Source organism: Roseibium album, assembly GCF_001404515.1.
In the GTDB taxonomy this organism is placed as follows: domain Bacteria; phylum Pseudomonadota; class Alphaproteobacteria; order Rhizobiales; family Stappiaceae; genus Roseibium; species Roseibium album.
Genome location: NZ_CXWE01000015.1, coordinates 16137 through 30676 on the forward strand (window position 1 = coordinate 16137; position 14540 = coordinate 30676).

The 14540-nt window shown below is 55.9% G+C and carries 15 protein-coding genes; 10 read left to right on the forward strand and 5 right to left on the reverse strand.

The window, feature by feature from the left end:
- Window positions 1-198: 198 nt before the first annotated feature.
- Both LA5095_RS30075 and LA5095_RS30080 read right to left on the reverse strand, forming a co-directional pair.
- Window positions 199-960, reverse strand: a complete 762-nt coding sequence (locus LA5095_RS30075; RefSeq protein WP_055391666.1) for a GntR family transcriptional regulator — start codon at window positions 958-960, stop codon at window positions 199-201.
- A complete protein-coding gene (locus LA5095_RS30080; protein ID WP_144436222.1) occupies window positions 953-1354 on the reverse strand; it encodes a hypothetical protein in 402 nt (133 codons plus the stop codon). The genes LA5095_RS30075 and LA5095_RS30080 overlap by 8 nt, the downstream gene beginning before the upstream one ends.
- Window positions 1355-1513: 159 nt before the next feature.
- Between LA5095_RS30080 and LA5095_RS30085 the strand changes: the two genes are divergently transcribed.
- The 6 genes from LA5095_RS30085 to LA5095_RS30110 all read left to right on the forward strand — a co-directional run bounded on the left by LA5095_RS30085 (window position 1514) and on the right by LA5095_RS30110 (window position 7285).
- On the forward strand, window positions 1514-1939 hold the full coding sequence (locus LA5095_RS30085; protein ID WP_055391668.1) for a hypothetical protein: 426 nt from the start codon (window positions 1514-1516) through the stop codon (window positions 1937-1939).
- Window positions 1936-3102: a Gfo/Idh/MocA family protein gene (locus LA5095_RS30090; RefSeq protein WP_055391669.1), complete on the forward strand. Its 1167-nt coding sequence runs from the start codon at window positions 1936-1938 to the stop codon at window positions 3100-3102. The genes LA5095_RS30085 and LA5095_RS30090 overlap by 4 nt, the downstream gene beginning before the upstream one ends.
- A gap of 9 nt (window positions 3103-3111) precedes the next feature.
- Complete coding sequence (locus LA5095_RS30095; protein ID WP_055391670.1) at window positions 3112-4008, forward strand: carbohydrate ABC transporter permease; 897 nt, start codon at window positions 3112-3114, stop codon at window positions 4006-4008.
- The gene (locus LA5095_RS30100; RefSeq protein ID WP_055391671.1) at window positions 3998-4840 is read left to right on the forward strand and encodes a carbohydrate ABC transporter permease; all 843 of its coding nucleotides are present in this window, start codon (window positions 3998-4000) and stop codon (window positions 4838-4840) included. The genes LA5095_RS30095 and LA5095_RS30100 overlap by 11 nt, the downstream gene beginning before the upstream one ends.
- 32 nt (window positions 4841-4872) lie before the next feature.
- The gene (locus LA5095_RS30105) at window positions 4873-6084 is read left to right on the forward strand and encodes an ABC transporter substrate-binding protein (protein ID WP_055391672.1); all 1212 of its coding nucleotides are present in this window, start codon (window positions 4873-4875) and stop codon (window positions 6082-6084) included.
- A 73-nt stretch (window positions 6085-6157) separates the two neighbouring features.
- Complete coding sequence (locus LA5095_RS30110; protein WP_055391673.1) at window positions 6158-7285, forward strand: ABC transporter ATP-binding protein; 1128 nt, start codon at window positions 6158-6160, stop codon at window positions 7283-7285.
- Window positions 7286-7372: 87 nt separating this feature from the next.
- Here LA5095_RS30110 and LA5095_RS30115 read toward each other — a convergent pair whose 3' ends face one another.
- Genes LA5095_RS30115 through LA5095_RS30125 form a run of 3 tightly spaced genes read right to left on the reverse strand, consistent with a single transcriptional unit; the run spans window position 7373 to window position 10485 of the window.
- Window positions 7373-8440 carry a D-TA family PLP-dependent enzyme gene (locus LA5095_RS30115; RefSeq protein ID WP_055391674.1) on the reverse strand — a complete coding sequence of 356 codons (1068 nt, stop codon included), beginning with the start codon at window positions 8438-8440 and terminating at the stop codon, window positions 7373-7375.
- Between the two features lie 3 nt (window positions 8441-8443).
- Window positions 8444-9961, reverse strand: a complete 1518-nt coding sequence (locus tag LA5095_RS30120; protein WP_055391675.1) for a M81 family metallopeptidase — start codon at window positions 9959-9961, stop codon at window positions 8444-8446.
- Window positions 9962-9963: 2 nt separating this feature from the next.
- On the reverse strand, window positions 9964-10485 hold the full coding sequence (locus LA5095_RS30125; protein WP_144436221.1) for a hypothetical protein: 522 nt from the start codon (window positions 10483-10485) through the stop codon (window positions 9964-9966).
- Window positions 10486-10573: 88 nt separating this feature from the next.
- Here LA5095_RS30125 and LA5095_RS30130 point away from each other — a divergent pair, with 88 nt between their 5' ends.
- Genes LA5095_RS30130 through LA5095_RS30145 form a run of 4 tightly spaced genes read left to right on the forward strand, consistent with a single transcriptional unit; the run spans window position 10574 to window position 14538 of the window.
- Window positions 10574-10960: a RidA family protein gene (locus LA5095_RS30130; RefSeq protein WP_055391676.1), complete on the forward strand. Its 387-nt coding sequence runs from the start codon at window positions 10574-10576 to the stop codon at window positions 10958-10960.
- Between the two features lie 4 nt (window positions 10961-10964).
- Window positions 10965-11831, forward strand: a complete 867-nt coding sequence (locus LA5095_RS30135; RefSeq protein ID WP_055391677.1) for a MurR/RpiR family transcriptional regulator — start codon at window positions 10965-10967, stop codon at window positions 11829-11831.
- The gene (locus LA5095_RS30140) at window positions 11806-12624 is read left to right on the forward strand and encodes an SDR family oxidoreductase (protein WP_055391678.1); all 819 of its coding nucleotides are present in this window, start codon (window positions 11806-11808) and stop codon (window positions 12622-12624) included. Before LA5095_RS30135 ends, LA5095_RS30140 begins: the two co-directional genes overlap by 26 nt.
- A gap of 3 nt (window positions 12625-12627) precedes the next feature.
- A complete protein-coding gene (locus LA5095_RS30145; protein WP_055391679.1) occupies window positions 12628-14538 on the forward strand; it encodes a beta-N-acetylhexosaminidase in 1911 nt (636 codons plus the stop codon).
- Window positions 14539-14540: the final 2 nt, after the last annotated feature.

The window sequence follows — 14540 nt, forward strand, 5'->3', positions numbered from 1 at the left end:
AAAAACACACTTGAATCTTGAGATGCTTCCGTTTGGACGGGCGCCGGTCAGGAGCCGACTTGAAGTCAAATCAGTTGATTTCCGACAAACGAAGGCAACCCGACGAAAACTGGCTAACGAACACCTTGCCGAGACTGGACCTGTACATTTCGGTTCAGACATGCCCCGCACAGTCATCCGCTGGGTGCGGTCACGAATTCACTCCTCCGAAATCTGGAGTTCTGCCACAAAGTCATAGGCATCGCCGCGATACACGGATCGTGTGAATTCAACAACTTGACCAGTAGTTTGATAGGAAACCCGTTCGATCTTCAATCCTGCGGAACCGATCGGGATCTTCAGAATTTCCGCGTCGACCGCCTCCAGGCATCTTGCGGAAATGCGCTGAATGGCACGAACCGGTTGCATGCCTGTTGACCGCAAGACGGCATAGAGCGATGAGGACACTTTTTCAGGGTTCGGCAGGATTTTTTCCGACAGCGACGCCCTTTCAATCGCCATTGGAATACCGTCCGCCTTTCGCAAGCGCTCAACCCTTGCAACTCTCTCTCCCGAACTCAGCCCGAGCGCGAAAATTTCTTCCGGGGATGCAGGACACAGCCCGCGTTGCAACCATTCGCTACTGGCCGCCAACCCGCGTCGCGCCATGTCTTCGCTGAATGATGTCAGGCTGGAAAGACGTTGTTCGACCTTCCGGACCCTGGGCGCGACAAAGGAGCCGCTACCGCGCTTCTGGACTACGGTCCGGTCCTCCACCAATCCGGCAACGGCCTTGCGGACCGTTACCCGGGACAGGTCCGTGATCACCGCAATTTCACGCTCTGACGGCAGCGGTTCATTCTCTTTCAGCACTCCCTCGTCGATTGCCAGTTGAATGCGCCGCCGCAATTGCAGGTACCGCGGACCACGGGACCCCGTCTGCCAGTCACCGTTTTCCAACATGGAAATGAAGTCATTCATGGAGCGAGGCACCTCGGGTAAAGAAAACAATACCTTTCAGATACCAATTAAAGCTCTCCTTTTTCTGAAAAGCAAGCATCAAAACTTTGACCGGGGCGCAGTATCTGTCATTCAGGCGCTCGGACGTCATCAGCATGCTTCGCTGCGGTCCATCAATCGATCGTCCTGACGCATAGCAATTGTCTGGATAAAAGCTTTTCTGGAAACAATACCCTGAAAGCCGTTGTACTGACTTGCCGCGCTCGAATTCACCGGCAAATTTTTCTTTTTTGTCGCCAACCAGAACGCCTGCTTCCGTGTCTTGTATATGAAATCGGCTGTAAGGCACGATTTGCGAATTTGTTCGCAAGGCCACGGAGTACGGCGCGCAGATCTGTTGAAATGCGAAGTTCAAATCTCTTTCCAAACGCTCCGAATGCGTTCCACGTTCGCGAGCCATTTCGTTAAAAAGACGATGCCAATTATTTTTTTGGTTTACTCTGAGACTGATTGGTTGCATTTTGGTATTATAGAAAAATGCTAAGGTCTACAACCAGGGGCGTTTGAATATGCGATGATCACCTGTCTTGATATCGACAAACCCTTTATTCGCCGCGACAATTCGCAAGGGCACGGCACGGTTCGGAAAATCCGCCCTGCCGCATCCATGGCAATGGCTGGACTTGGGTTGTTTCTGACAATTGAATGCTGCATCGAAAAAGGCAGCGCTCAAACCCCGATGTCGCTGATCAAGGCAAATGATGACGGCTCCTGTGACGCCGATGTTGCCGTTTCTGCCCGCCTGAACAATCGTCCGTTTCAACATCGACCCGAACTGGTGTGTGGCCTTCCGGGTCGCATCATCAACGATGCCGGTGTTATCGCGAGCACCAGGTCCGGACCTGAAAACGGGCCCGTTGCCGATCTCAGGTTCGCGGCCCTGATGCCAAAGCAGGTTTTTCGAGATACCATTGCCCCTTGTCTGGAGACCGCAGGATGAGAACCGGATATGTCGGCCTCGGCGCGCGCATCGCCAATGTCAGCAACTGCTTGCAGAACGTCTCGAGCGAGATCGATCCCTGCGCCTATGTTGATCCCTCACCCGCCGGTTTGAAGCACGTTGAAGCCAGGAGTGGAAACACGCTCACGGCGTATGATGATCTAGAAGGCATGTTGCGCCTTGAAAGTCTCGATCTGCTGATGATCGGATCACCCAATTTCATGCACATGGATCACCTCAGAGCAGCGCTGAAATCCGACGTCCGCTACATTTTTTGCGAAAAACCGATCGTCACGAGCGAGGCTGAAACCTTTGAACTGCTCGAGCTGATGAAGGCTCATGATGGAGCCAGGCGGGTTCTGGTCGGTCTGGTGCTTCGGTATTCACCGCTTTACGCGGAACTGAAGAAGAGCCTTGCCGCCGGCCAGATCGGAAAAGTCGTTTCCATTGAAGCCGCAGAACATATCGGCCCGTATCATGGCTCGTTTTTCATGCGGGACTGGCGCCGGTACGAAAAGAATTCCGGCGGGTTCATGCTGGAAAAATGCTGTCACGACCTCGATCTGTATCAGGGAGTTGTTGGCGCCAGACCCCGCTTCGTTTCAAGTTTCGGCGGACGCAAGAGTTTTGTTCCGGAAAACAGGCCGGACCAGGATCACAGCTTTCCCGCACCCGAAATCCGGGACCGCGTCGACCCCTTTACACCCCGCTGGGGGGGCGGCAACGCGGACTTCGATTCCGACGGCGACCTGATCGACTACCAGACTGCCCTGATTGAATACGAGGACGGCGCAAACCTGTGCTTCCACACCAACATGTACGTGCCGGATGAGTTCCGCAGGTTTGCGGTCATGGGCACCAAGGGAATGGCCGAAGGCGATTTCATTCGCAACTTTTTCAAGGTCCACGACGCCCTCACGTCAAAATGCCTTGTCGATATATCGGAACTGCCGGGAGAGCGCGAAGGACACTATGGCGCGGACGACGGAATGGCCCGCGACCTCAACCATTACTTCAAGATGGGAGGCGGTCTGCCGGTCGATGTTATGGACGCGCTCGAAGCCGGACTGACTGCGATCAAACTGGATGAAGCGCGCCGTGCTCGATCGGTCCTGGACCTCACCGAAACCTGGCAGCAATTCGACAGCTACGGGCTGACTTAAGGAGCACCCATGGCACATACGGCAAAGCAGAAAGACTATTTTCCATATCTGTTGCTGGTTCCGGCGACACTCGTGATGGTGTCGATAGTGGCGTATCCGCTGATCGAGACATTCAGGCTGTCCTTCACCAACACGGGCATGAGCCAGAACTATGAATATGTCGGGTTGGCGAACTACGAGAAAATCATGTCCCGGCGTTTCCCGGAAGTCATCGCCCGCACATTCTACTGGATGGGTCTTTCAGTCGCGCTGAAAATGCTGATTGGAACACTCGGCGCTGTTCTGCTGAATGCGATGGTGCCCGGAAGGGCTTTGTTTCGTATTCTGGTGATGCCCCCATGGGTCATTCCGATTGCCATCGGTGTCTTCATCTGGGGCTGGATGTATAATGGGCAGTTCGGCATGCTCTCGGGCATGGCGCAGCGCATCGGCATTCTTGACGCGCCCTTCGAGTTCCTGGCCTACAAGAATTCCGCCTTCATGGCGACGATTGTCACTGACGTGTGGATCGGTGTGCCGATGGTTACGCTTTACCTTTTGGCCGCCATGCAGTCTATCTCAAGAGATCTTTACGAGGCAGCATGGGTCGACGGTGCGTCCCGGTTCTACCGGTTCCGGCGTATCACGCTTCCGCTCATCATTCCCTCGATTGCCACGATGGCCCTTCTGTCCGCAATCGCGACGTTCAATTCCTTCGACATCATCTGGATTCTGACGGAAGGTGGTCCACGCGGGGCCACGACCACGATGATCATCGACACCTACAAGACCGCTATCAGCCGGTTCAAGTATGGTGAAGGCGCTGCCCGGACTGTCATGATCGTGTTGTTCCTCGGCTCCTTCACATTCGTCTATTTCGTGCTGCTCTCGCGCCTTGCCAAAAGGAGCCCTAACAATGCTGCATAAGTATCGCTGGTACGAATATGTGCTGATCTATTGTGGGCTGGCGGTCTTCCTGACGTTTGTGCTGGCGCCGTTTGTCGAGGCATTTGTCGTGTCACTTCGCCCGCTCAGCGGCCTGTTTTCCATTCCCTACAGGTTCATCACGGATGATATGAGCTTCGAGGCCTATTTCTCCATGTGGAAGAATGTGCCGCTGCTGTGGCGCTACATGCTCAATTCGTTCTTTATCGCGACCGTGGTAACCATCCTCGGTCTGCTGTGCATCATTCCGGCCGCTTATGCGTTCGCCCGGTTCGAGTTTCCGGCCCGCAATTCGCTTCTCGGGGTCTTCATTGCGGTGAACATGTTCTCGGGGGCTGTCCTGATCATCCCGCTGTTCAAGCTGATGCAGCAATACGGGCTCCTGAACACCTATTTTGCGATGATTGCACCCGGAACGGCCTTTGTGATCCCGACAGGCATCTGGCTGTTGCGCTCTTATCTGGTGCGCATTCCGAAGGAGCTGGAAGAGGCGGCCTGGGTTGATGGCGCGGGCAAGATATACACCCTCGTTCGGGTGATCATTCCAGTCGCATTGCCCGGGATCGTTGTTGTCACGATTACCGCCTTCATCACGGCCTATGCTCAACAATTCATCTACGCGCTGACTTTCAATTCCGTGAACGAGCTGAACCCGCTGCCGGTCGGCCTGTTCCAATTCTTCGGACGCCAATCGGTTGTCTGGAACGAACTCATGGCCGCCAGCCTCGTGGGCATCCTGCCCGTGCTGTTCGTCTATGTGTTCCTGCAACGCTACATCGTCGCCGGGCTCACGGCAGGCGCTGTCAAGGAATAACAACAAGAAAAACCAACCAGAAAGGGAAACAGATGACACTAAAATCAGTGCTTTTGGGCGGAGCTTTCGCCCTGACCCTTGCAACCGCTGCCCAGGCGGAAGACAAGGTCATTCACATGATCAATTGCGGTGACAACACCGGGGCCGGTATTCCACTCCAGGAACAGCTGATCAGCGATTGGGAAGCTGCGAATTCAGGCTACAAGGTCCAGGTCGAATTCGTGCCCTGGGGCCAGTGTCAGGAAAAATCGACAACACTTGCCAGCGCGGGCAATCCTCCGGCGGTCGCCTACATGGGCTCGCGCACGCTGAAGCAGCTTGCCGCGAACGACCTCATCATTCCTGTCGACATGACCGAGGAAGAAAAGGCGACCTATGCACCGCCTATCCTTGGCACAATTACTGCGAACGGCAAGCAGTGGGGTCTTCCGCGCGCCTTCTCCACCAAGGCTCTTTACTGGAACAAGGACCTCTTCAAGGAAGCCGGGCTCGATCCGGAAGCTCCCCCGAAGACCTGGGATGAAATGTATAACGCCGCCAAGATGATCAAGGACAAAACCGACGCAGACGGTTTCGGTCTGGCGGCAGCTTCCTTCGACAACACCATGCACCAGTTCATGAACTACGTGTATACGAACGGGGGCGAAGTCATAAACGCGGACGGAGAAATCGTCTTCAATTCTCCCAACAATGTCGAAGCTCTCGATTTCTATGGGAAGATGGCCAGCGTCTCACAACCAGGTCCGGTTGCCTATGATCGCGCAAAACTGCGCCCGCTGTTCTCCGAAGGCAAAATCGGCATGTTCATCTCCGGCCCGTGGGAGCGGGTACGCGTGAAGGACGTCAACTGGGGAGTGGCACCACTCCCGCACGGACCGAGCGGTGGCGCAGGCACTCTGCTGATCACAGACTCCCTTGCAGTGTTCAAGGGATCGGGTGTCGAGGATCAGGCCCTGTCGCTGGCCAAGCTCCTGACCAATCCGGAAAACCAGATGGCGTTCGAAATCGCCGAAGGTTACACGCCGCTGCGCGACATGCCGCAGGTTGCGGAAATCCTGCAGGAAGATCCGACCTGGAAAGCCTTCCTGGACGCCATCCCGACCGGTGGCCCAGAGCCGTTCGTAACTGACTACGTCGGGCTGCAGGACACGATCAACGAAGCTGTTCAAGGTGTTGTCCTTGGCGAGGTCGAAGCTGCGGAAGCAGTCGAGATCGCCGCTGAGCAACTTGAGGAATTCAAGTAACACCTTGAGCACTGACCGGGCCCCTGTTTTCCCACGACAGGGGCCCGGCCACCTCTTGTAATAAGGAATGACCATGGGCGAGTTGCAGCTGCGCGACGTGTATAAAAACTATGGCCAGATGGAAGTCATCAAGGGCGTTGATCTCGATGTGGATCATGGCGAATTCATCGTCTTTGTCGGGCCGTCCGGATGCGGGAAATCGACCCTGCTGCGCATGATTGCAGGGCTTGAGGAAATTACAGGCGGCGATATCACGATCGACAGCAAGATCGTGAACAACCTGCCGCCCGTCAAACGCGGCATCGCCATGGTGTTTCAATCCTATGCGCTTTACCCGCATATGAGCGTTTATGAGAACATCGCGTTTCCCCTTCGGGTCGAACGCCTGTCGAACGACAAGGTCGAGGAAAAGGTCAACGCCGCAGCCGGCATTCTTCAGCTGACCGAGCGTCTGAAGCACAAGCCGGGCGAATTGTCAGGCGGGCAACGTCAGCGTGTCGCGATCGGTCGTGCCATCGTCCGTGAACCATCCGTATTCCTGTTCGACGAACCGCTTTCCAATCTCGACGCGGCCCTGCGGGCCGAAATGCGCGTCGAGCTGGCGAAGCTTCACAACAACCTCGATGCGACCATGATCTATGTTACCCATGATCAGGTCGAAGCCATGACCATGGCAGACCGGATCGTGGTGCTGGACCATGGCATCATCTCGCAGGTCGGGACACCGCTTGAACTTTATCACAAGCCGCAGAACCTGTTTGTCGCGGGTTTTATCGGTAACCCGAAAATGAATTTCATCACTGTCACGGGCAAACAGGCTGACGAGACCGGGATTGTGGTCACCCTCCCCTCCGGCCAGGATCTCGATGTCAAGGTTTTGCCACGAGACGACATAGCCGGCCGATCCTTCACACTTGGTATTCGGCCGGAGGATCTGACCCTGAAACAGGCCGATGCGACCATTGAAATCACACCCAGCGTCGTGGAACATCTGGGCATACACACCGTAACCTACAGCTCGGTGGAAGGTGCCAGCAATACGTTCTGCGCCCTGCTGCCCGGTTCAGCTCCGGCAAAAGTCGGTGCGTCGATTTCCATGGGTCTGAATGGCGCAGACTGCCACTTGTTTGATGAAAACGGCCTTGCATTTGACCGGCGACTGGCGGTGTCAGCGCTTGATCCGGCTGAAATGCATCTTTGAAAACCAACCGAAATGAGCAAAAACGGCCTGCTTGAAGGCGGCCGTTTCTGTCTGGACTTCAAAGAGGCGGGCAAGTCCTCTGGAGGACTAGACGACTTGCCCACGGGCGGCGACATGCTCAATACGCGTCACCACGCCGTCCCGGTGAAACACCAGTTTGTCAAACATGTTGGAGACCACACAGGTGTGATTGGGGATGATCCGTATTCTTTCCCCAACCTCTGGTTTGCGGTCTGTTTTGCTCAAATCCACCACGGCATGTTCTTCGCTCAACCCGGCAATTGATGCATCCGGGTACTCAACGATCAGCCCGTGATCGGAAAAACCCAGCAAATCGGAGGTCAGCGCCTTCGAACCGGCGTCGAGAACAGCACGTGTTTCCGTCGGCCGCGAAACCACCGTCGCAAGAACATGCATTGCGCAATCGTCAAAATCGCACATGCCTGCGCGCACCATGGAACGATCATTGAAGATGTAGGTGCCGGCCCTGTGTTCTGTCGCACTGGAAACCAGATCAGAATCATAGAGGCTTGGCGATCCGGCGTGTGAGACCACGGCGCACTGAAGTCCGGATTGATCCAGAAGCTTGATAGTCTCCGAGAAAAACGCCTCGACGGCAGCTTCGGAGCCAGGTTTTGGATAGGTCAGCAAGCCATGGAATGTCAAACCTGCGCACCTGTCTATCTGTTGCGACAGTTCGAGCGCCGCATCCGGCGTCTGGACGCCGTTCCGACCAGCACCGGTATCGCACTCCACCAGGACCTTCAGCGGCTGATTTTCTGAAAAAGTATCCGCAAGTCCATCCACGACGACCTTGTTGTCTGCAACAACCTGCAAGTTCACCCGGGCATGAAGTGCCTTCAACTGCTCCAGCCGCGTCTTTCCGAGCATGTTGAAGGTAATCAGAATGTCGGTGAAACCCGCGTCGGCAAAGACTTCGGCTTCGCTGACCTTCTGACAGTTGATACCTTTTGCACCAGCTGCGACCTGTTGCGACGCCAGCGCCGGGATCTTGTGCGTTTTGATATGTGGTCTGAAGTTTCGTCCGATCCGGTCGAAATACTCCTGAGCGACCGAAATATTTGTTTCCATGACGGTTTCGTCGATCACGGCAACCGGTGTCAGCAAATCATGAATGGAAAGTCCAACTGTCATTACTCACCTTCCCGGTTTGCCTGCAAAATAAAGCCTGTCTGCCGTCACACTTTCATGGCCAGGATCGCCTTCACAAATTGGCCAGATATCTCGAGGGGCCTTTTTGTATGGCGTTTTACGCGGATCATTCGGATACGGGCCTCCCGCAGAACAATAAAGGATCAGCGGACTCACTCTCGCGAAAGACTGATGAAAGTGATTGGTGGATTTCACGACCAGGATCTTCCTGTCTTCGGGAGTGATCCCGAAATTGCGAAACAGGCTGATGTCGAAACACTGGGCCCGGGTCGAGTTCAGGATAATCTCGACGCCCGCCACCCTGATCAGGCTTGCATCACCGATCGGAACAACACTTTCACCGAAATTTTGTTCAGCGTTTCTGATGTTGCGGATCACGACGGTTTCCGCGTCGACCGGATCGCCGGTATCCGGCGCCGATTTCGCCCCGAAGCGCAATTGCATGCGGGCGCCCTCGCCCGCGGCATGACACAACTGCACCGCCACGGGGTCCCAGATAGACCCGAAGGCAATGTTGCTCAGTTGCCGATCGAGAGCTTCTCGCAACAGAACCGTCGCATCACCAGCGGTTCCGCCTCCAGGATTATCCCACATGTCAGCGATGGTTACCGGACCGCCATCAAACTCAAGAGCGCGATCAAAGGCTTCCGAAGGATCAAGCTCGACGCTGCGAACTTTTCCGCGCATCGCGTAAAGCGTCTCTCCCAACTCTCGCGTGATGGCTGCTCCGAGAGCCTTGTCATTGTCCGTGACAGCCAGAACTTTCGTGCCCATCTCCGGAACGTCACCTGCCATGAAACCATGAATGACGGAAAGAGACAGGAGACCGGGTGTCTCTTCTTCCCTCTTGATCATGCCGTCGACGAATGCGCGCATCGGTTGGCTGGAAGTCGGGAAAACCTCGATCATTTTGGGATCATGGACACTCATGACCGGTGTGACGGCTCCGGCAACCGTTTGTCCGGCAATCTTCCAGGCATCGACGGCCCGGTCAACGAAGTCGGTATGCGGAAATTCCTTGAACGCGATCAGCGCATCAGTGACGGCAACACGCTTCGCCGTCAGGTGACTGTGCGGGTCGATTGTCGCGACAATCGGGGTGTCTTCGCCGACGATAGTGCGTGCCCGTTCAAGAAAGTCCCCCTCCGGATCGTCATAGCCATCGGCAACCATCGCCCCGTGAAGGCCGAGAACGAGAATGTCAAACGGTCCCTGTGTCCGGATCTGATCGAGAATTTCGTCGCGCAGGCTTTCAAAGGTGGCTCTGGCGACAAGGCCGGCCGGATCAGCCCAGGCTGCGGTTCCCTCGACCAGATCCCAATTGTTTTCCCGCGCAAACCGCCTGCCTTCCGTAATCACGGCCGAACACAGGGTCGGCGTATCGGGGTGCTCACCCGGCCGGGCCAGAAGAGACGCCCTGAAGGCTTTCATATCAACACGGATCGGAGAAAACGTGTTCGTTTCGGTTGCAAGAACAGCGGTGAATGCGCGCGGCGGAGCCATTATCAGGACACGGCTCCGAGTGGATTGGGCAAATACCCTGTGAAACTGCAGATTTTCCAGGACCCGTCACGGCGGACGCAATAGTAAAGGGTCTGCCAAAGCAGACGGTCTTCACCGCCATCGACCTTCCTGATTTGTCCGTCGAATTTTTTCCGCGCAATCGCGCGGTCACCATTGATTTCAATGTCGGTCAGCTGTGTGGCACTGAAAATCGCAGCCCTGGCATCTTCGGCAAACTCGGTCTGTGCGAAGTCCCGTGCCTGGCTCAACCATTCAGAGCGATAAGTCGCAAGATCGGGAAATCCGAGTGCCCAGTCGTCCGGGTTCGACTGTTTTTTTGCATCCACGCCGAAAAATGCATCTTCATCGAAATCTCCAGCGACCATGGACCAGTCTTCGGACACGAATGCATCGATATCGCGCGAAACCAGCATGTCCCATATTTCCGCACGATCTGCGTCCACGTCGGCAAAAGGGTTACATTGACTATCAATTTCGTTGCGCATTGCGGAAACCATTTTCATTTTGGCGGTTGCATTTTCGAAAATATAAGAGTGAAATAAAACCAATGTCAAACCACTATGTAAATCATTTTCAGAAACGGAGTCCAACATGACCATCAAACGCTATGGGGCCGAAAAGTCCGGCGCCGGGGGACAGAACCTGCCCTTTGCCCGCGCGGTGGAAGCCGATGGCTGGCTTCATGTGTCCGGCCAGGTCCCCATGAAGGATGGCGAAATCGTCGGCGGCGGCATCGTTGAGCAAACGCACCTGACGATCAAGAATGTCATCTCCATCCTGGAAGAGGCCGGTTATGGACTTGAACATGTGGTGCGGGTCGGAGTGTGGCTCGACGATCCCAGAGACTTCTGGTCATTCAACGGCGTTTACAAGGACTATTTCGGCGAACACCCGCCGGCTCGCGCCTGTGTGCAAGCCACGATGATGGTCGATTGCAAGGTTGAAATCGACTGCATAGCTTACAAGAAGCCGGACTGATCAAATGCGGGATATTCTGTCCGTATTGCAGGAAGTGGAACCGGATCTTTCCAAGTCGGAACGCATTCTGGCAACACTCCTGCGCAGCGAGGCAAATTTTATTGTCAATGCGGGCATTACCGAAGTCGCCGAGCGCGCTGGTGTTTCCCCACCGACAGTAACCCGCTTCTCCCGGCGCCTGGGCTGTGACAGCTTTACCGCCTTCAAGGTCCAGGTTGCCAAGGTTGCCTTTGCCGGGTCCCGATACCTGACTGCAAAGACATCTTCTGTGGCCCCTGTGGATGTGGCTGACAGTTTGCTGGCGCAGCTTCAGGAAGCAGCTGCAAAAACACGGGAAACGCTGGACATCGATGCGGCTTCCAGGGCCGCTGACATGATCGGCGACGCCGGGCTGGTTGCCGCCTTCGGAGCCGGCGGAACGTCCTCGATGATCGCAAACGAAATGCAGAACCGTCTGTTCCGCCTGGGGTTGCGAACCATCAGCGTGACAGATCATGCGATGCAGTTGATGCAAGCCGCGACCTTGCGTCAGGGCGACGTCATTGTCGCCTCCTCCGTTTCCGGACTGAATGATCAACTCGTCCGGGCACTTGAAGCGGGAAAAACATACGGTGCCAGGATAATCGCGCTGACGCGCCCGGGCCGGCCCGTTTCGGACCTGGCAGATATCACGATCGGGATCGACTTGCCGGAGGGTGAGAACATTCTGCGCCCCAGCACGAGCCGATATGCCTACCTTTATGCCACCGATCTGCTGGCGACCTTCGTTGCCATGAAACTGGGTGACGAATCCAGGGAAAGCCTGAGACGCGTCAAACACCAGCTCAGCAACTCTCGCGACGTAGATGACAAGGAAGTTCTCGGTGACTGATGACAATATTGACCCGGTTGCCATTGTCACCGGCGCTGCCGGCGATATTGGAGCTGCAATTGTAGCCCGGCTGTCAGCGACGCACAAAGTAGCTGCAATCGACCTGGATGCGGACGCTCTGTCGGCTGCAGTTGCACGTCTTGGGGTCAGTGGCTCGAAGGTAACATCGATCCGTTGTGACCTCACGAAACCGGACGAACTTGCGCGCGCGGCCGACGAAGCAGCTGATTTGGGCCCGGTAAACATTCTGGTCAACAATGCCGGCGCAGCCAGGGCCCTGTCCCTTCATGCCATGACCATGGACACCCTGTCTCATGACCTGTCGTTGAACCTCGAAGCGGCTCTCAACTGTTTCAAGTCGTTTGAAAAACCCCTTGTCGAGAGCGGCTCGGGCAATGTTGTGAACATAGCCTCGGTGAATGGGCTTTCAGCGTTCGGCCATCCTGCTTACAGCGCAGCCAAGGCCGGTCTCATCCACGCGACAAAAGCGATTGCGGTCGAGTACGGCAAATACGGACTGAGAGCCAACGCGGTTGCTCCCGGCACGGTCAAGACGCAAGCCTGGAAAGCACGCGAGGCGGCCAATCCGGGTGTCTTCGACGAGGCCTTGAGCTGGTATCCCTTCAAGCTCCTGCCTGAACCGGAAGATATTGCTGCTGCAGTAGCCTTTCTCGTCAGTCCGGCAGCCCGTTGCATCACGGGGGCGTGCCTCCCCGTCGACAGCGGTCTTACCGCCGGATCAACGGCCCTGCCGCGAACCTTTACTCAATCAGCAGACTTTGACGGATCCTGAAAAATGACCAGTTTAGTTCTCGACAGTTTTTACCAGCCGGCCGAAACCCTTAAGGATGCCCGTCTCGAACTTGCACTGACCAATGTCGGCTCAAAGCCGCTCAAAGCCTTCTCTCTCGCCTATACCGCACTAACCCGTGCCAGCGCGGAAGCTGTTCTTGAAAATGCGGATAGCTTCAGGCGCGTCGCGAACTTCCATGAAATCGCACCTGTCAAAGGGTTGGAGCTGCAGCCGGGAGAAAGCTGGCGGTTTGCCATCAAGGGACTGGTCAATCCCGCAAGACATCGGCTCGATGGTCCCAAGTCCGGATATGTCACTGCAAACGGCAACATCATGGAAGTCCAGTGTACTGACCTGAAGGCCCCGGTGGAACTGATCACTGGCGACCGAAAGATCCTTCCCGACGGACGGGCAACGGATCCGCTGCACATCGTGCCCTGGCCTCAATCTGTTGAAATCGATGCGTATCGGGATGATGTGTCCGGTTTTCACATCGCGACCACGACACCAGAGGACCTGGCGGCAGCCTCCAGGATAAATGCCCTCTCCGCCCGCCTGTTTTCAAATGCACCCCTTCCGTTCCTTTTCACGGAATCCTCGAACCTGTTGACGCTGGAATTTCATGAAGATCCGCGACTGGCAAATGATGGCTACACCCTGGACTGGTCAGCTCGATCCGTCACACTTCGCCATGGCGGTGCCGTCGGACGCGACTACGGCCTGACAGTGCTGGCTCAAATCTCCTATGGCGTCTACTGCGCGCCGGAGCGCTTCAAGTTTCCGATGACGGGAACAATTGCCGACGCACCGCGCTTTGCCTGGCGTGGCACGCATCTGGATGTCTCGCGCCACTTCAGAGACGCCAAAGACGTGAAGCGGTTGCTGGATATCCTTGCCTGGTGCCGGATGAATGTCTTTCAGTGGCATCTGACTGACGATGAAGGCTGGCGCCTGGAAATCAGGGCCTATCCGGAGCTGACCACGAAAGGATCACGGCGTGGTCCGGGAACCATGCAGGAGTCGCAACTCGGATTTGCTTCTGAAAGCTATGGCGGATTTTATACGCAGGAAGACGTGCGAGAAGTTGTGGCGCATGCTGCCGGTCTCAACATTGATGTCCTTCCCGAAATCGATATCCCCGGCCATTGCACGGCGGTCCTGAAAACCTACCCCTACATGGCGGACCAGGCCGAACCTCCGGAGAGCTATCACTCCATTCAGGGCTACCCCAACAATGCGCTCAATCCGGCTATGGACGAGACCTATGGTTTTCTTGAAAAGGTCTTTGCTGAAATGGCGGACCTGTTTCCCTTCGAGTTTGTCCACATCGGCGGGGATGAGGTCGACGACAGGTCCTGGCTGTCGTCACCGAAAGTGCAACGCCTCATGGAAGAGCGCGGCCTCGGAGACACCATGGAAGTGCAGGCCTATTTTATGGGCCGGGTCAGGGGCATTTTGAAAAGTCTCGGAAAGAACCTGGCCGGCTGGGACGAAGTCTCCCATGGTGGTGGCATCGACCCCGATGGCGTCCTGCTGATGGCGTGGCAGAAACAGGAAGTGACAAGAGAGCTCATCGAACAGGGCTACGAGGTCATCTGCACGCCGGGACAGAATTACTACATGGACATGGTTCAGGGTACTTGCTGGCAGGAACCGGGTGCAAGCTGGGCCGGAGTTGCAACACCCGAGGAAACATATGCCTATGAACCCGCAGCCGGACTTTCCAGCGCAGGCAAGGATCTTCTCCGCGGCGTCCAGGCCTGCATCTGGTGCGAACACATGACGAGCAATGAAATCTTCAATCACATGGTTTTTCCGAGGCTCTTTGCGGTCGCCGAAGCCGGTTGGACGCAGCCCGAACACAAGGACTGGCAACGGTTTGCATACCAGAGTGCACTGTTTCCTGCGCTTTGAAT

Excerpts from the sequence above, each read along its gene's own strand:
- LA5095_RS30125 (WP_144436221.1), bottom strand. The coding sequence starts at position 10,485 with ATGAAAATGGTTTCCGCAATGCGCAACGAAATTGATAGTCAATGTAAC.
- LA5095_RS30085 (WP_055391668.1), top strand. The coding sequence starts at position 1,514 with ATGATCACCTGTCTTGATATCGACAAACCCTTTATTCGCCGCGACAAT.
- LA5095_RS30100 (WP_055391671.1), top strand. The coding sequence starts at position 3,998 with ATGCTGCATAAGTATCGCTGGTACGAATATGTGCTGATCTATTGTGGG.
- LA5095_RS30130 (WP_055391676.1), top strand. The coding sequence starts at position 10,574 with ATGACCATCAAACGCTATGGGGCCGAAAAGTCCGGCGCCGGGGGACAG.
- LA5095_RS30105 (WP_055391672.1), top strand. The coding sequence starts at position 4,873 with ATGACACTAAAATCAGTGCTTTTGGGCGGAGCTTTCGCCCTGACCCTT.
- LA5095_RS30140 (WP_055391678.1), top strand. The coding sequence starts at position 11,806 with ATGACAAGGAAGTTCTCGGTGACTGATGACAATATTGACCCGGTTGCC.
- LA5095_RS30095 (WP_055391670.1), top strand. The coding sequence starts at position 3,112 with ATGGCACATACGGCAAAGCAGAAAGACTATTTTCCATATCTGTTGCTG.
- LA5095_RS30120 (WP_055391675.1), bottom strand. The coding sequence starts at position 9,961 with ATGGCTCCGCCGCGCGCATTCACCGCTGTTCTTGCAACCGAAACGAAC.
- LA5095_RS30115 (WP_055391674.1), bottom strand. The coding sequence starts at position 8,440 with ATGACAGTTGGACTTTCCATTCATGATTTGCTGACACCGGTTGCCGTG.
- LA5095_RS30090 (WP_055391669.1), top strand. The coding sequence starts at position 1,936 with ATGAGAACCGGATATGTCGGCCTCGGCGCGCGCATCGCCAATGTCAGC.
- LA5095_RS30145 (WP_055391679.1), top strand. The coding sequence starts at position 12,628 with ATGACCAGTTTAGTTCTCGACAGTTTTTACCAGCCGGCCGAAACCCTT.
- LA5095_RS30075 (WP_055391666.1), bottom strand. The coding sequence starts at position 960 with ATGAATGACTTCATTTCCATGTTGGAAAACGGTGACTGGCAGACGGGG.
- LA5095_RS30135 (WP_055391677.1), top strand. The coding sequence starts at position 10,965 with ATGCGGGATATTCTGTCCGTATTGCAGGAAGTGGAACCGGATCTTTCC.
- LA5095_RS30110 (WP_055391673.1), top strand. The coding sequence starts at position 6,158 with ATGGGCGAGTTGCAGCTGCGCGACGTGTATAAAAACTATGGCCAGATG.